We start from the raw sequence: 14,554 nt of genomic DNA on the forward strand, positions 1-14,554 counted from the left end.
CCGAGTCGGCTGTAATCCACCGAACTCTTCTTTAATGCGAAAGACGCACGTTCGTTGTACGTCATCCATCGATAGTTTTAAGTTCCGACGGTCAACCGCGTGGTACTTGCTTCCTTGCGGACGTACTACGAACTTACAGCCTTCGAGATAGTTTGTTCGACCTTCTCGCTGTCCTTGGTCGGTTGATTGTCTATTGCGCCAATCCCAAATTTAGACATACCAAATCCCGTCTGCGATTTCCCCGGCGACATTTTGATAATTTTCCGTACTCTCAGAGAAATACTGCAACATCTCAGCCCGGCTCAGCCCGGCGTCTTGCTGATTACTCCAGAAATCAAAGCCAGCCTGATCCGGCACTCTGTCCAACACATTCTCGTAAAGCAAGGTCAGGAATGCGAGGTCAGAGAGCGTAGTAGGATCGCCGTATTGCGTCGCAAATTCCTCGGACTGCATGAAGTATTCGGCCATCGTCACCAGATCAACGTTGCCAGCATCAAAGTTGCCGATCCAAAAGCCAAGCCCCTCTGCGTCAGGTGTTCTGTCAAACGCGGCTTGATACAGACGATATGCCTGCCCGGCGTTGCCGTCAGTGTCAAAGGCAAGCCACCCACCGATCAAGTCGACCCGCTCAATGTTAATCAGCGTATCGATCCTTTCCGGGCGATACTGTTCTTGAAAGGTGATCCGGCCATCGTCAAAGACTTCAATGATAAACCCGTTCAAAGGGCCTTTTGCATCAAAAACATCGAGGCCCGGACCGCCAGTCAATGTCTGCGAATTCGGCACATCGTTGGAAAAGGTCATGCCCGTCGGATTGGGCACAGGATCCGGTTGCGGATCGGGCTGCGGTACGGGATCTGGAACCGGTACAGGATCAGGGACCACACTGCTTTGAGGGTTGATCGAAAAACGGTAGTCTACATCCCTGTAAGCTTCATCGTCATCATCATCAGAATCGATGTATTCGACATGTATCCCCAACACCTGCACGACAACGGGACCTCCCGTCAGGGTCCAAACCGCTTCCGCACCGGAGAATTTGTTAACGGAGTAAACAGCGTCCTCCAAATCCAGGCCTGGGTCGATTGGGATGAGATCGTCATCATCATCAAAAACTCCACCCACGGGTGTATTGTTTAAGTCCTGAAAAATATTGGCGTATTCGCCCCCGCCCCATAGTCCGACCAAGGCGCCCTCAACCTTGGACACCCCGCTGACCGGAATGAAAAAGACATAGTTGTTGAATTCACCGACGGTATCGCCGTTGAAATTCACCCGAACCGTCTGCAACTCATATGGATCGAAGGTGAAAAAGTCGCTGATGTCGGTGGAAAATACACCCTCATCCGGGGCCTCACTTGCCGGAAGCCCTACAGAATCGAACCGGAAAAAGTTGGAAGAGAACGGGCCGGGATACCCGCTTCCCGAAAATGCCAATGTGTTTAAATCTGTTGCTGTGCCAATTGTATCATTTGTGAAAACCGAATCTGCCATAAGTCCCCCTTAGGCACAAAACCTAGCCGGTCTCTATTTCACATCTATACACTTAACATAATCCCAAAGCATCAAATACTTCGGAAAAGTCCGGCCTGACCGCTCTTCCTATGATGTTGCGTTCCACGGCAGCAGATCATCGACACGGTTGATTTTGTAGTCTGGGATGCGGGCCAGCGTGTCGGTGGGCCATGTTTACGGGTCGACGCCATTCAGCTTGGCTGTTTCGATCAGGGTGTATGCAATGGCGGCAGCGCGACCGCCGGTCTGTGATCCCACGAACAGGTAGCTTTTTTGCGCCCGATGGCTCCCGTTGCTAGCGCTGGGGCACTAAACTGGGGCATTTTCTGACCAAGGGTATCGCGGGTGGATGAGAGGTCGATACCAAACAGGATCGAGGGAAACTGGCTGGGGTGGTAGGATTCGAACCTACGGTACGCAGTACCAAAAACTGTTGCCTTACCACTTGGCTACACCCCAACCGTGCGGGCGTATTTACGCCGCTACGGTGGCGGGATCAAGACCCCAAAAACCGAAAATTCACTTACTCTTCCTGCGCGTCTTTCTTGAGCAGATCTTCATCCTGTTTTTCCGCGCGTTCCGTGGCAACGATGCGCTCTAATTCCTTGTCCATAGCCGCTTCGACATCCCCAATGTTTGCGGTTGCAGCGGCCACCACAGCCGCATCTGACTGACGATTTGTACTGGTGGCAGTAGGCATGGGGGGATTGAGAGGCACGGTGGATTCGTCACCAATGCCCACAACGCGCAACGTGGTCTCAGGCATGATGATACCCGCGTGATCAAACGCGCCCATGCACAGGCGCCATGCCTCGCTCCGGGCCTTGAGGAAACTGGTTTCGTGTTGCCTGATCCAACCAGCAACTTGGAGGATCACCGCACTGTCGCCCAAGTCTTCGATCCAGACCGCAGGTGCGGGTTCACGGATCACAAAGGGCAAAGATGACACCGTCTGAAGCGCCAGATCCTGAGCGCGTGCGAGATCAGTATCATATGCAACACCAAGACTGATTACAAAGCGGCGTTCGTCGTTCCGCGTATAGTTCACGATGCGGCTTTTGAACACGGTCGCATTGGGAATGCGAATGTGATTCCCATCAAAGCTCAGCAAAATGGTGGCGCGACTGGTCAAGCGGATGACCTTGCCGATATCGCCCTCAATCTCGACCTGATCGTTTGGGCGAAACGGCTGGCGGATCGACAGCATAATGGATGCGATAAAGTTTTCCACGGTGTCGCGCACAGCGAAACCGATGGCGAGGCCGATGATCCCCGCTGCACCTAAAATCGTGGACAAGAGAGCCGCCGCGCCCAAAATATCCAGCGCGATCACCAACCCGCCCAAGATAAAGGCGATACGGATCACCTGACGGTAGATATCGGCGATGAACGCGTTTGGGGCCAGCCTGTCCCACGGACGCCGCATGCGCGCGATTAGGAACCCAACCATTACCACTAGGGCAAAGGCGGCAATCGCAATACCGGCAAGAGGCAGGTAGTTGATAAACTGTTCTGATCGGGCGCGGAATCTCTCAAGCGCAGGGTCAAGGCGCCGAACCACATCGGTGGTTTCCTGCACCCGGTTTTCAATTGTCACCACACCTTCGACGCGGCCTGCAATTTCATTCAATCGCGTCACGGCAGGACCATCCAAAGCAGTGCCCCGCAACATGACGATGCCGGAATTCACCGTGACGGTGACATCTTCGTATCCATCCAATTCAGTCAGAATTTCGCGAATGCGTCTGGCGATGGCAGCGTCCTGACCGGCACTGTCATTTACGGTAATCGTCCCGGTGGGCTGATCACTGGTCTGCGCCGCCAGCCAACTGCCCGTGAGGAACAGAGCTGACATACTCAGGACGAAAACCAGGCGAAAAAACAGGAGCATGACGTCGACATTGCGCGACAGGTTGGCGTGTTTCAAGTGCCGTGACTTAACCTTGGGCAAACACACCGGATTCTGGCATGTCCAGGCTGGCAAGATTATGCCCCATCTTTGAGGACCATAACATATGCTGCCCGCGTCCAGACCGTTTGGCGGCATAAAGGGCCACATCCGCGTAGTCCATCAATGTTTCCGGGTCGACACGCACATTTGCAAGCGGCACAGCGATACCAATACTGGCGCCGATCATCGCAGTTTGGCCCTCGACTTCCATTGGTTCAGAAACTTGCCGGATGATTGACAAAGACAGATCATTCAAGCGCATTTGATCCGTCAGCCCTGGACAGATGACCACGAACTCATCGCCGCCAAGTCGGACCAAAAGATCGTCCTTCCGGGTTAAGCCACGCATAATTGACGCCACGCGTTTGAGAACGGCGTCACCAACCGAATGACCCATCGTGTCGTTCACCTGTTTGAAACGGTCCAAATCCATTTGCAAAACAGCGTATTCAGTATCGGATTGTCCCAATCGGTCCAAGGCAGCATTTAGCGCTCGGCGGTTGTGCAGGCCTGTCAGACCATCGGTCATCGCCTCGGTTTCTGCCGCGAGGCGTGCGCCGTTCAGCCTCGAATTTAGACTAAAGGACGCAGCCATCGCGCCTGATTTGGCCTCTTGCAGGAACAGCAATTCCATCACCAGATCGCTTGACGCAAAGTCTTGTGCCGTCAAGCCAAAACGCTGCACCGCATCGACGACGGCAATCCCAAATGAGAGATCAAGAATAAGACCCTTGGCGTGATCATCCAAAACCAAAGCCCTGAATTGGATTTGAGGCTCTGATCGCAGCGCAAGGCGCAAAACCTGACCACTGTATCCCCGGAGCTCAGCCATACCAGAAGGTCGGTTTGATCCAATGATTTCAAACCCTTCAAGAAATCGAACACCCAGAAGGTCGCCCACCCCAAATTTTGCAATACTGGATCCCACTTGCGTGACATGCCCGGTCTTGCCAACACAAATGTGAAACGGGCGCAGCTGCGCCAAAAGATCAAACGCTGATATCATATCGTTGCCGTCTCGGCAGCGCTGGCAAGGGTGAAGCCGCGATCATCAGCAAAGGCAGCTTCGATCACATTCACCTCAATCACTTCGGCAGTATCACGCGTGCCGCAATGCTCTAACACTGCCAAAGTGCCGTAGTCGTCCGACATCGCACGCAGCAACCCGACTAGGACATGCCCAAAGCCCATTGGATGCCCCTGACATGTTATGCTGAAGTGTTCTGGAATCGGCTCTTGTACGTGGATCTTGGGCAATTCGAGGCCCGAAACAGCCAATCGCGTCCGCCCCGGCAAATCATTGAGGCTATGAAGCAGTTCGGAAAACGTATCGCCCCCAAACCGCATTAACCGCCGGATCGAGGCATGATTTTGATGGGTTATCAGGTAAGCGCCGATGTCTTCGAGGATAACCGCTTCTGGCCTGTCCAACGCAAGTTCGCACCCATGCAGGAGTTTGGGAAAATAGCTGGCGTCGTATTGGAGCATCGCCTCGAACGAGGTGATTTCCAATTCGGACAGAGCAATGGCTTTTGCCCAAGCGTCTTGCCCGAACCCGTCCGAAACGAACGCTTCAACCGTACGAAAGATCAATCCATGCATAAGCTACGCCTTTGACTTGGGACGCAGCCTGCCATGACGATCTTAACAATCAGCAAACCTATAAGTATTTAGAAATCGGTCGGCGCGCCGCCTTCGGCTTTTCGACGTTCTACAAAGGCTGCCAATTCCTCGTGAATGGCGACATCCATTGGAGGTGGCTGGTATTCCTCAAGAATCGCCTTGTAGGTCACGTGGGCGCGTTCCGCAGTCCAGACGCTTCCAGCGGCTTCCCAGGCTTCGTAGTTTTTCCAGTCAGACAGGAAAGGTTGATAAAACGCAGTTGTATAGCGTTCTTGGGTGTGTTTCGTCCCAAAGAAATGGCCATTGCTGCCAACCTCGCGGATCGCCTCCAAACCCAAACCGTCATCACTGACGTCGCAAATCGCAGGGTCCAGATAGCGGATCATTTGCTGGATGATCTCGCAATCCATGACGAATTTCTCTGGGCTCGCGATCAACCCACCCTCGAGCCAGCCTGCCGCGTGATAAACCATGTTGGTGCCCGACTGAATCGCGGCCCAAAGACTATGTTCGGTCTCCCACATTGCCTGACCATCCGGGACATTTGCTGCGCAGACACCCGAAGACCGCAACGGCAGGCCATAAAACCGCGCCATTTGACCCGTCATCTGGGTCGCGCGCATGTATTCGGGTGTCCCAAACGCTGGCGCGCCAGATTTCATGTCAACGTTCGAAGTAAATGTCCCAATAGCACAGGGCGTCCCAGGGCGGACTATTTGGGCAAGCACAATCGCGCTCAGACCTTCGGCCAGCGATTGAGCCACGGCACCCGCCATTGTCACCGGAGCCATCGCGCCGGCCAAAGTAAACGGCGTGACGATACAGCCCTGCCCGCGTGCAGCACATCTCATCCAACCGTCCATCATGGGATAGTCATGCTTCAACGGTGATGTCGAATTGATGTTGGTATACATGCGCGGGCTGGCGTCGAATTCCTCATGTGTCAGGCCACCGGCGATCCGCACCATCTCCATCACGTCTTCGACCCGTTCTTTGCCAAGCGAATAGGCGTGCGCGACTTTGTCGGTCAGCGTCAGCTTGTCGTACAGAACATCCAAATGCCGGACACTGGCATGCACGTCTACTGGTTCAACCGGATAGCCACCAACGAAGTGGATGCAGTTAAAATATTGCGAGAGTTTAAGAAAATTGCGGCACATCTCGCGGGTGCCGGGTACCTTGCGGCCAACATCCATATCCCAATAGTTCGGTGGGGACGACACGTTGCCAAACAGGATATGACCATCGCCAACAGTGATCCGTCGATCCGGGTTGCGCGGAGTAATCGTGAACGAATCCGGTGCCTTACGCACCCATTCCATGACAAAGTCGCGGTCCATCCGAACGTTTTCACCAGTCACGGTACAACCGGCATCGCGCAGGATTTGAACTGCCTTGGGGTTCAGAAACTCGATTCCCAACTCCTCGAGGATCGTCATCGCCGTGTCGTGGATACGTTGCACGCCATCTTCGTTCAATGGCTCGGTTGGGCGGTCAATATTGACCGGCAGGGTCCAAGGCAATTGTTCGATCACCGAAGTTCCGCGGCGCACAGCGTGACCGGAACGGCCCCCGCTACGGCGTTTGCGTGTGATGGTTTCGGTCATGGAAAACCTCCTGCGTTGCCCCTTTAGCTAGGCCTCACAGAGAGAGCTTATCCTGTCGGAACACGACGATTTCCGTCGCTTTTGGGTCTCGCACCAAGTTCGTCCAGGCCGATCCAAGCCGGCAAATGCCCAATGTCTGGCAAAACCACATCGGCATGTGGGGCAAGCACCGGTGCTTCGGCCAAGCCGGTCAAAACAGCCACGGTCAACATCCCAGCTGTGCGTCCGGCAATCAGGTCGTGTGTGCTGTCCCCGACCATGACGGCGCGGTGCGGATGCACACCAATCGCGTCACAAAAAGCCAGCAGTTGCCCGGGTGCGGGTTTCGCGCCAAAACCGCTGTCAGACCCGGCAACAAAGGCAAATCGATCCCGAATTCCCGCCTCTTCCAGATGGGACAATGCAGGTCTCTCGGCATCATTTGTAGCCACGCCAAGACATAAGTCGTGGGCAAGAAAGTGGTCCAGCAAAGGAGCCAACGGCACCGCTTCAGCCATCGGGGCAGATTCGGCCTCATTGTTGATGAGCGTGAACAATTGCGTGCGTGAGAGCTCGGGAAATTCTGGCGACAACGTATCGACTAGATCATCTGGCGTGCCCGCTATCACAAAACTGTCGGGTGAAAAGCGTGCCTGCTCGACGTCAAATCCGATCAGATCTCCCAACTTGCGCGCGCGGGACGTTTCGCCATTGGCCAATCGCACCAACAGATTGGCCGCCCAGACACTCCAAGTCGCGTCAAAGTCGAACAGAGTTCCATCCTTGTCGAACAGGATCGCCCCAACGTCGCGGCGGGTCATGTCCAGTGCACCTGTTGACCACTTGGCAACGCAGCACGCGCCTGTATCAGCCGATCATAGGGAATATCCTCATTGTCGCAAAAGGCGATCACCCACGCGTCGTCCATCATTAGGAAATCAAGCACTGACGCCTGAAATTCAGGGTTTCCAACACCTTCGCGAAACGCTGTCTCATCGGCACCGGTCGACCCCATGAACACGGGCAAAAGATCATCATTTCCGGCCAGCCAAATTATGGCCTTCAGCGCGATCTGCTCGGCTGCATCCTTAGAAAGCGTCATTTTTAGATATTTCCCACACTCTTTTTTAACCAATAGCGGCAATGAATTGGTGAGCAAAGTCATAACGCTTGAAGTTACGCGGAGCTGTCTGTGTCCGGTCATATCCTTATTATCGACGCGCTGTCCAACCGCCGCATTCAAATGCGCGCAAATCTGGACATCGCTGCATACGCCGTCGATCTGGCCGAGTCGCGGCAGGATGGTCTGACCCAGATCCACCAAAACCCACCAGACGTGGTGATTGTCGCCGACGACCTTCCCGGTCTGCGCCTTAGGCACTTCTGCAAAGTGCTGCGCGCCCATACGCGCACACAGCTGACATCGATTGTGGTCGCCGTGTCCAACGAAAACCACTCTGCACGAGTCAGCGCCCTTATCGCCGGCGCACATGACGTGATTGATTACAGGTCTGATCCAGCAGACCTGAGGGCGCGGTTGCGTAGCTTTATGCGGGCCAAGCAATCGACCGAAGACACACGCCGCGATACCCATGTCGCCGCAACAGCCGGTCTTGCCGAAGCAGCACCAGAATTCACACCGCAAACCATTGTGACCTTTGTGCCATCGAACATCAGTTACGATGTAGCAACCTGCATAGCCGGGCTATCTGACGACGCCGGGTTCCAGACAAGGCTACTTTCGCCACAAGACACACATCGCCAGCAGGATCACGACACCGATGTCTATGTACTGTTTGAGACAGGCCCAACGACTGTTGCCCGTGATCTTTTGGGAGCGTTGCTTTCACATCCGGCCAGCCGCCACAGCCGTATTTTGTTTGCCACAGATACCACCAGTGCAAAGGCATCGCCGCTTGATCTAGGGGCCCATGATCAAGTGCCCCTTTCCGTATCCCCAGCGGAACTGGCCTTGCGCATTCGACGCCTCGCCCGGCGTAAGCATGATGCGGACCGCGCGCGCAAAGCCACTACAGAGCTTGGGGTAAAAGCCTACAAAGATGACCTGACCGGCCTCAACAACCGCGCCGCGATGAAGGAATACCTTCTTAAGATCGACAGGGCATTGGCAAATCGTCCCAGACCTATGGCGTTGCTAATTGCGGACGTAGACCACTTTAAGACCATCAACGACAACCACGGCCATACGGCAGGTGATGACATCCTTTCGCTTATCGCGTCGATCCTGAAAACCAACCTAAGGGATGGCGATTTCATTGCACGCTACGGAGGTGAGGAATTTCTGATCGTGTTGCCAAATGTTGGCCCATCACAGGCACGCAGCGTGGCACAAAGACTGCGCAACGCGGTAGCGGCCAATCCAAAGTCTGTTGAGGACGGCACCCATGTCAGAGCAACGATCAGTATCGGTGTCGCTCTTGCAAGCCGCACCGAACGGTTGTCCACGAAAGACCTGATGCGCGCGGCTGACAATGCGCTTTATCTGGCCAAGGCGAACGGGCGTAACCGTATCGAAGTGGCAACTCATCGCGATGTCGAGGCGCAACATGTGCATCGATCAATCAAAGTGACGCGCCAAATCGTTTAGTCATCGATGACGGCGGACCCGTTCGGCCAATTCCATCAACCGATCTTCGATGCGATCCGCATAGGCCTCGCGTTCTGCATCGGTCATATTTGCAATCCGATTGGCCAGCACCTGTCGCCCCATCTCTTCGCGGCGCGCCCGTTGGGTAGATTGTTCCGCCATCGCGGTCACAAAGGCGTCGGGGTTGAACGGGGTTGCCCGCACCGTGTCGAGTGTCGCTCGCATGTCCGCGATAAACGCGTCCCGGTCGCGGCCTTGTTTTTCCAAGCCTGCCATGAAGTCCCGGCGCAGTGCTCGGCGGTCTTCATCATCAAGCGCGCGGGTGTAGAACGATCCAAAGTCACTGCGATCCCGACCTCCGGGACGGTCCGGCCCCCCAACGATCAGAAAACCGATTGCGGCCCCGATGACCAACACGTTCAAGGCCACCGAGGTGAACAGCGTCAGGCGTATCCAAAGCGGGGTTTTGAGTTTCGAGGTTTCGGTCATGTCAGCCATCCACCAGCAAGAGATCGAACGCGCCAAGACCTGCACCGGTATCGAACGCAGCATTTTCGACGGGCGATAAGGTCAGCATCAAGTCATCGGTCAAGGCACCACCTGCCCAGACACCGACGCAAGCTGTCATGGCCAGTCCGGCCATTGCTGGCCAGCCACCCAAAGTGCCAAAAAGCTGCCGCCACAGCGGTTGCCGTTCGGCTTTCGGCATTTCGGCCATCGCATCCGACACCACCCGCGCCATCAGGCCATCGGGCAGGTTCGGCGTCATCTGACGCGCTTCCGCGAATGCCGCCTCTAGCGGGTCGTTAAAGGGAGGTTTCGACTGTGTCATCTATATATCCCAAGTCTCTGCGCTGGCCGCTTAAAATTGCGGACAGAGCCCGTTTGCCGCGCGCGGTCAGACTTTCAACCGCGCGTGGCCCAATGTCCATGATTTGGGCAATCTCGGTATTGCCCAAACCTTCAATGTGACGCAGCACCACCGCCTGCCTTTGGCGATCAGGCAATTGCATCAGCGCGTCTTCCAGCGCCATGTGTCGAGCCTTTGCCTGCATCTGCGCTTCGACACCCGGACGATCATCCGCGACCTCAAGCTCTTCCGGTAAACCGTCCGGCCTCGTTTTGCGCAGCCGGTCAATGCAAAGATTTGCAGTCACACGATAGAGCCATGTCCTTACCGATGCGCCGCCTTGGGCGTCCCATCCAGGGGCTTGCCGCCACAACCGCAGCATTGCGTCTTGCGCCACATCTTCTGCTTCGGCCCGGTCGTTGAGCATTCGAAACGCGTGCGCAAACACCAATGGTGTATAGGCAGTCGCCAGCGAGCGCGCCGCGTCGGTATCACCGGCAGCATAAGCTTTTAGCAGCGCCGCTTCGGCAGCAGGATCGGTATTGCTCTGGGTCATGACACCGTGCGGTTGAAAACGTGGGTCCAGTCTAGCAGGAGAAATGAGCGATGTACCCGCACCGCTCATAATCCGTCACATGCGTTTAACGATTGCCATGACGCTTCCCGCCAAAAAGACCACCACGTTTGCCACCATGATCGCCCATACGTGCTTCAGCGAATTCCTCGGCGCTCACCGAACCGTCATCATTCGCATCTAGGCGTTCAAACATCCGGGCTGGATCACGACGGGATTTGATCTCGTCCTCTGACAATGCGCCATCGTTATTTGTATCAAACCGGGCAATCATGCGTTCTGCCCGTTGTGCCGCCCGATCCTGACCCACTGATGCAATTTCTTCGGCGGTCAACAGACCATCGCCATTTGTATCGGCGCGGGCAAAACGGCTGGCGCCAGCTGCAAACTCTTCCGCGGTCACTGTGCCATCGCCGTTGGTATCAAGTTCGGCAAAGGCCTCGGCGCGGCGATCTTCGCGGTTGGAATTGTCCTGTGCAAATGCGGTGCTTGCACCTGTGGCCAGAAGAGCCGCAATGATTAGTGTCGAAACCTGCTTGTTCAAAGTCATGTCTTTTCCTTTCCATGCCCGGCCTGTGCGCCAGATCTTTTCAAAAATCGGCCCAAGACATTGATCTCTTGTCTTGGCATCCACTGCGTTTCACGGGAGCCACAGCAGATTCCGTCGCAGAAATTCTCAGTAGGGCATCACAGGTCCGTGATTTGCGACATCCAGCCGCAAGGACAGTTTGGCGACTGTTCATCCCGAGCTCTGATCGCCATTTTGTAGGTGGGAGTGCGAAAATGACGACATCACATGTGACTGATCAGGACGAAGATCGTCCGACTTGGCCTGCTGTGCGCAAAGGCTGGCGGCGGAAATGCCCGAAATGCGGCAGCGGCCCTTTGCTGCGCGGCTACCTCAAGGTGCGTGATACCTGTCCGGTCTGCCGGGAAGAGCTGCATCACCACCGTGCCGATGATGGCCCGGCATATCTGACGATTCTGATCGTCGGGCATTTGATGGCGCCGCTTTTGCACATCGTGTTTGTTAACTTTCGCCCGGAACCTTTGGTGCTGTTTACGATCTTCGCGGTTGGCTGCGTCGCCCTGACGCTTTACCTTCTGCCAAGATTGAAAGGGGCAATCGTTGCGTTTCAGTGGTCGCGACAGATGCATGGGTTTGCCAACAGCCCGTCCTGACCCTTTCATAATCGAAGGAGGGACGCGGGTGTGACCGGGACAGAAGCTATCGACAAGACTGCGATCCGTGATGCGTCCACGGTTATCGTACTCCGCAACCGCAATCACCAACCAAGTGTGCTGATGGGCCAACGCGGCGCAAAGGCCGCGTTTATGCCAAACAAGTTCGTATTTCCCGGTGGCGCGGTCGATCAAGAAGATGCAGCGGTGCCGTTTGCAGCTCCATTGTCACCGCTTTGCACGAGCCGATTGATCGACGATTCCCCACCCGAGCGCGCGGCTGCATTGGCTGCAGCCGCAATCCGTGAATTGTGGGAAGAAACCGGTCAAATCCTTGGACAGCCCGGTGCATGGGATACGCCACCAGACAATTGGCGCGATTTTGCGGCCCAAGGGCATCTGCCCAATGCAGCGCCTTTGCAATTCGTGTTTCGCGCGATCACACCACCGGGTCGGCCACGCCGGTTCGATGCACGGTTTTTCCTTCTTGATGCCGAAGACCTCGTCAGCAACCCAGACGACTTCTCGGCCGCTTCTGACGAGCTTGCGCATCTACAATGGATCAGCCTCGACAAGGTGCGCGGATTCGACCTTCCGTTCATCACCGAGGTCGTGCTTGCCGAAGTGGCGGCCCGCGCCGCAGACCCGACGCCCCCAGCCTCGGTTCCGTTCTTCCGCAATGACGATGAAGAAAGCCTGTTCCTGCGCCTTTATGGTCGCCCATTGCCTGACTAGATGACGAGGATGAAGGTCAGGATCGATATCGCCAAAAAGCCGATTCCGATCGATTCCCGCACTGTCACGGTTTCCTTGAAGAACAAGACCGATGCGAGCAGCGAAAAGATTAGCTCGATTTGCCCAACCGCTTGGACATAAGCCGCCGTCTGCAAGGTAAAGGCCGTAAACCATCCCAGTGACCCAGCCATTGAGGTCAACCCAACCCAGACCGCCGTCTTCCGCGCCCGCCAGACCGCAGTAACCTGCCCTGGTTCACGCCAGCGCAACCACAGTGCCATAGCGATAAACTGGGACGCCGTAACACATGTCAGCGTGATTGCAGCCCTTAACAAGGCGTCATCACTGTCGATCTGAAGCGATGCAGCCCGATAGCCGGTTGCAGAGAACGCAAAGAAAAAACCTGACGTCAGCCCCAAGACGGTGGCACGACTGCTCAGGCTTTTCCAAAGGCCGTGCTCAAGCCCCGGTGTCCGCGAAAGTAACAGAACCCCGATCAAGCCAATCAGGATCGCGCCCCACCCGGCAATCGAAACCTCTGCGCCAAAAAAGGCGACACCAACTATCGCGGTCTGGATCACCTCGGTCTTTTTGAACGTGATCCCCACAGCGAAATTGCGTTGCCGGAATAAGGCTACAACACAAACCGTGGCCAGAATCTGCGTGATCGCGCCAAGCCAAGCGTAGAACCAGAACCACCCATCCAGAGAAGGCACGTTTGCATCCTGTGCCCAGAGGTAGACAAGCGTCACCAACATCGCCGCCGGGGCAGCATAGGCAAAACGGGCAAAGGTCGATCCTGCTGTGCTCAACACGCCAATGCTCAGCACTTTTTGCAGCATGAACCGCACGGTCTGAAACAAAGCAGCGGCGACGCTGGCGAATATCCAAAGCTCCATGCGTCTCTATGGCGTCAGGTTAGCTGTCTTGTCCATCCCGATAGAGTGGATGCGGAACCGGATCCTTGGCGCGAAACAGATACTTGCGCGCGATCTCGGCATAGGTGCTGTAGCTATAGCCTTGGTTTGACTCCAAGAACTGTGCGCGGTGCGTTTGGTAGAGCTTTGGTAAAGCGTACCACGGCACCCCAGGATGCATATGGTGAACGACATGCAGGTTGTTGTGCAGGAACAAAAGCGCAAAAAGTCCACGGTCTTCGACTATCGCAGTGCGCGCTAAAGTACGATCATGCGCCTGATGCTCAAGAAACGTGCGCAACTTGAGCAGCGATAGGGAAAGATAGACCGAGATCAGCCAAGCCCAGAGCGGCATTGTTGCAAGCGCGGTCATCCACCAAACGACAACGGCAATCGCCGGAAGATGCAAGAGCCATCCCAAAAGCACGCGGCGGTCACCCGCACGGATCAGCCGCCAGTCAGTTTGCATGAATGAGATCTGCCCAAGGATCGGCCCAATGATCAATCGCCCTGCTAGCGTGTTGTTAAGGCGATAAAGCGCCTTGCGCCATGCTGGCAAGCCAGCCCAGACCACAGGGTCAAGGTAGTTGGTTTCCGGGTCATCATAGGGATCGGTCAGGTTTTCGTCTTGGTGATGCGCCAAATGCGTGTCCCGAAACCTAAGGTAGGGTACCAACAGCGTCAGCGCCGGGAAAACCAAAGCGGCGTTCAGGGTCTTATTCGAAGTTGGATGCCCGTGCAGCGCCTCGTGGCTAAGAGAAGAATGCTGCGCACCGGCAAGGGCACACAGCACGATTGCCAGCGCAACTGACCCCTCGGCGATCCACAACGTGGCCGATGCCCAAAGCCCATATGTCAAAACCAAAAGCGCTACCGTCGGCCATTCAGCCAGCCGTCTTAACTCTGCCGAACGCGGCAAAGGCAAGTCTGTCATGAAATACCTCATGTGTTCCCGAAGGACACCATAGGCACGCAAACTCGTTTGTAGAATTCTGGAAACAGTGCACAATTAT

At 55.6% G+C, this 14,554-nt stretch carries 16 protein-coding genes, 1 tRNA gene and 1 pseudogene; 3 read left to right on the forward strand and 15 right to left on the reverse strand.

Features of this window, described 5'->3' with window-relative positions; genetic code table 11:
• Nucleotides 1-210: 210 nt before the first annotated feature.
• From ACTG4M_RS00120 to ACTG4M_RS00160, 9 genes and pseudogenes are all read right to left on the reverse strand, one after another.
• Nucleotides 211-1,494, reverse strand: coding sequence for a DUF4214 domain-containing protein (locus tag ACTG4M_RS00120; protein ID WP_439121597.1), 1,284 nt, complete (start codon nt 1,492-1,494; stop codon nt 211-213).
• Between the two features lie 108 nt (nt 1,495-1,602).
• A pseudogene (locus ACTG4M_RS00125) lies at nt 1,603-1,817 on the reverse strand (transposase domain-containing protein); the annotation flags it as partial.
• Nucleotides 1,818-1,899: 82 nt separating this feature from the next.
• Nucleotides 1,900-1,974: transfer RNA gene (locus ACTG4M_RS00130), tRNA-Gln, on the reverse strand.
• A 64-nt stretch (nt 1,975-2,038) separates the two neighbouring features.
• Nucleotides 2,039-3,406 carry a mechanosensitive ion channel domain-containing protein gene (locus tag ACTG4M_RS00135; RefSeq protein ID WP_439121598.1) on the reverse strand — a complete coding sequence of 456 codons (1,368 nt, stop codon included), beginning with the start codon at nt 3,404-3,406 and terminating at the stop codon, nt 2,039-2,041.
• A gap of 46 nt (nt 3,407-3,452) precedes the next feature.
• The gene (locus tag ACTG4M_RS00140; RefSeq protein WP_439121599.1) at nt 3,453-4,298 is read right to left on the reverse strand and encodes a GGDEF domain-containing protein; all 846 of its coding nucleotides are present in this window, start codon (nt 4,296-4,298) and stop codon (nt 3,453-3,455) included.
• 170 nt (nt 4,299-4,468) lie between these two features.
• Nucleotides 4,469-5,068: a heme NO-binding domain-containing protein gene (locus ACTG4M_RS00145; RefSeq protein ID WP_439121600.1), complete on the reverse strand. Its 600-nt coding sequence runs from the start codon at nt 5,066-5,068 to the stop codon at nt 4,469-4,471.
• A 68-nt stretch (nt 5,069-5,136) separates the two neighbouring features.
• A complete protein-coding gene (locus ACTG4M_RS00150) occupies nt 5,137-6,696 on the reverse strand; it encodes a trimethylamine methyltransferase family protein (protein ID WP_439121601.1) in 1,560 nt (519 codons plus the stop codon).
• Nucleotides 6,697-6,743: 47 nt separating this feature from the next.
• On the reverse strand, nt 6,744-7,496 hold the full coding sequence (locus tag ACTG4M_RS00155) for an HAD family hydrolase (RefSeq protein ID WP_439121602.1): 753 nt from the start codon (nt 7,494-7,496) through the stop codon (nt 6,744-6,746).
• On the reverse strand, nt 7,493-7,777 hold the full coding sequence (locus ACTG4M_RS00160) for a DUF3572 domain-containing protein (RefSeq protein ID WP_439121603.1): 285 nt from the start codon (nt 7,775-7,777) through the stop codon (nt 7,493-7,495). Before ACTG4M_RS00160 ends, ACTG4M_RS00155 begins: the two co-directional genes overlap by 4 nt.
• A 90-nt stretch (nt 7,778-7,867) precedes the next feature.
• Between ACTG4M_RS00160 and ACTG4M_RS00165 the strand changes: the two genes are divergently transcribed.
• The gene (locus tag ACTG4M_RS00165; protein WP_439121604.1) at nt 7,868-9,283 is read left to right on the forward strand and encodes a diguanylate cyclase; all 1,416 of its coding nucleotides are present in this window, start codon (nt 7,868-7,870) and stop codon (nt 9,281-9,283) included.
• Here the strand turns inward: ACTG4M_RS00165 and ACTG4M_RS00170 are convergent, their stop codons facing one another.
• From ACTG4M_RS00170 to ACTG4M_RS00185, 4 genes are all read right to left on the reverse strand, one after another.
• On the reverse strand, nt 9,284-9,772 hold the full coding sequence (locus ACTG4M_RS00170) for a periplasmic heavy metal sensor (protein WP_439121605.1): 489 nt from the start codon (nt 9,770-9,772) through the stop codon (nt 9,284-9,286).
• Between the two features lies 1 nt (nt 9,773).
• Nucleotides 9,774-10,115, reverse strand: a complete 342-nt coding sequence (locus ACTG4M_RS00175) for a hypothetical protein (RefSeq protein ID WP_439121606.1) — start codon at nt 10,113-10,115, stop codon at nt 9,774-9,776.
• On the reverse strand, nt 10,090-10,689 hold the full coding sequence (locus ACTG4M_RS00180; RefSeq protein WP_439121607.1) for a sigma-70 family RNA polymerase sigma factor: 600 nt from the start codon (nt 10,687-10,689) through the stop codon (nt 10,090-10,092). Before ACTG4M_RS00180 ends, ACTG4M_RS00175 begins: the two co-directional genes overlap by 26 nt.
• A gap of 85 nt (nt 10,690-10,774) precedes the next feature.
• Nucleotides 10,775-11,257, reverse strand: coding sequence for an EF-hand domain-containing protein (locus ACTG4M_RS00185; protein ID WP_439121608.1), 483 nt, complete (start codon nt 11,255-11,257; stop codon nt 10,775-10,777).
• A gap of 233 nt (nt 11,258-11,490) precedes the next feature.
• Here ACTG4M_RS00185 and ACTG4M_RS00190 point away from each other — a divergent pair, with 233 nt between their 5' ends.
• Together ACTG4M_RS00190 and ACTG4M_RS00195 are read left to right on the forward strand one after the other, a co-directional pair.
• Nucleotides 11,491-11,889 carry a DUF983 domain-containing protein gene (locus ACTG4M_RS00190; RefSeq protein ID WP_439121609.1) on the forward strand — a complete coding sequence of 133 codons (399 nt, stop codon included), beginning with the start codon at nt 11,491-11,493 and terminating at the stop codon, nt 11,887-11,889.
• 30 nt (nt 11,890-11,919) lie between these two features.
• On the forward strand, nt 11,920-12,624 hold the full coding sequence (locus ACTG4M_RS00195; RefSeq protein ID WP_439121610.1) for an NUDIX hydrolase: 705 nt from the start codon (nt 11,920-11,922) through the stop codon (nt 12,622-12,624).
• Here the strand turns inward: ACTG4M_RS00195 and ACTG4M_RS00200 are convergent.
• Together ACTG4M_RS00200 and ACTG4M_RS00205 are read right to left on the reverse strand one after the other, a co-directional pair.
• The gene (locus tag ACTG4M_RS00200) at nt 12,621-13,523 is read right to left on the reverse strand and encodes an EamA family transporter (RefSeq protein WP_439121611.1); all 903 of its coding nucleotides are present in this window, start codon (nt 13,521-13,523) and stop codon (nt 12,621-12,623) included. The genes ACTG4M_RS00195 and ACTG4M_RS00200 overlap by 4 nt on opposite strands.
• 19 nt (nt 13,524-13,542) lie before the next feature.
• Nucleotides 13,543-14,475: a fatty acid desaturase gene (locus ACTG4M_RS00205; protein ID WP_439121612.1), complete on the reverse strand. Its 933-nt coding sequence runs from the start codon at nt 14,473-14,475 to the stop codon at nt 13,543-13,545.
• Nucleotides 14,476-14,554: the final 79 nt, after the last annotated feature.

This window comes from Marivita sp., from assembly GCF_965656765.1.
Classification (GTDB): domain Bacteria; phylum Pseudomonadota; class Alphaproteobacteria; order Rhodobacterales; family Rhodobacteraceae; genus Marivita.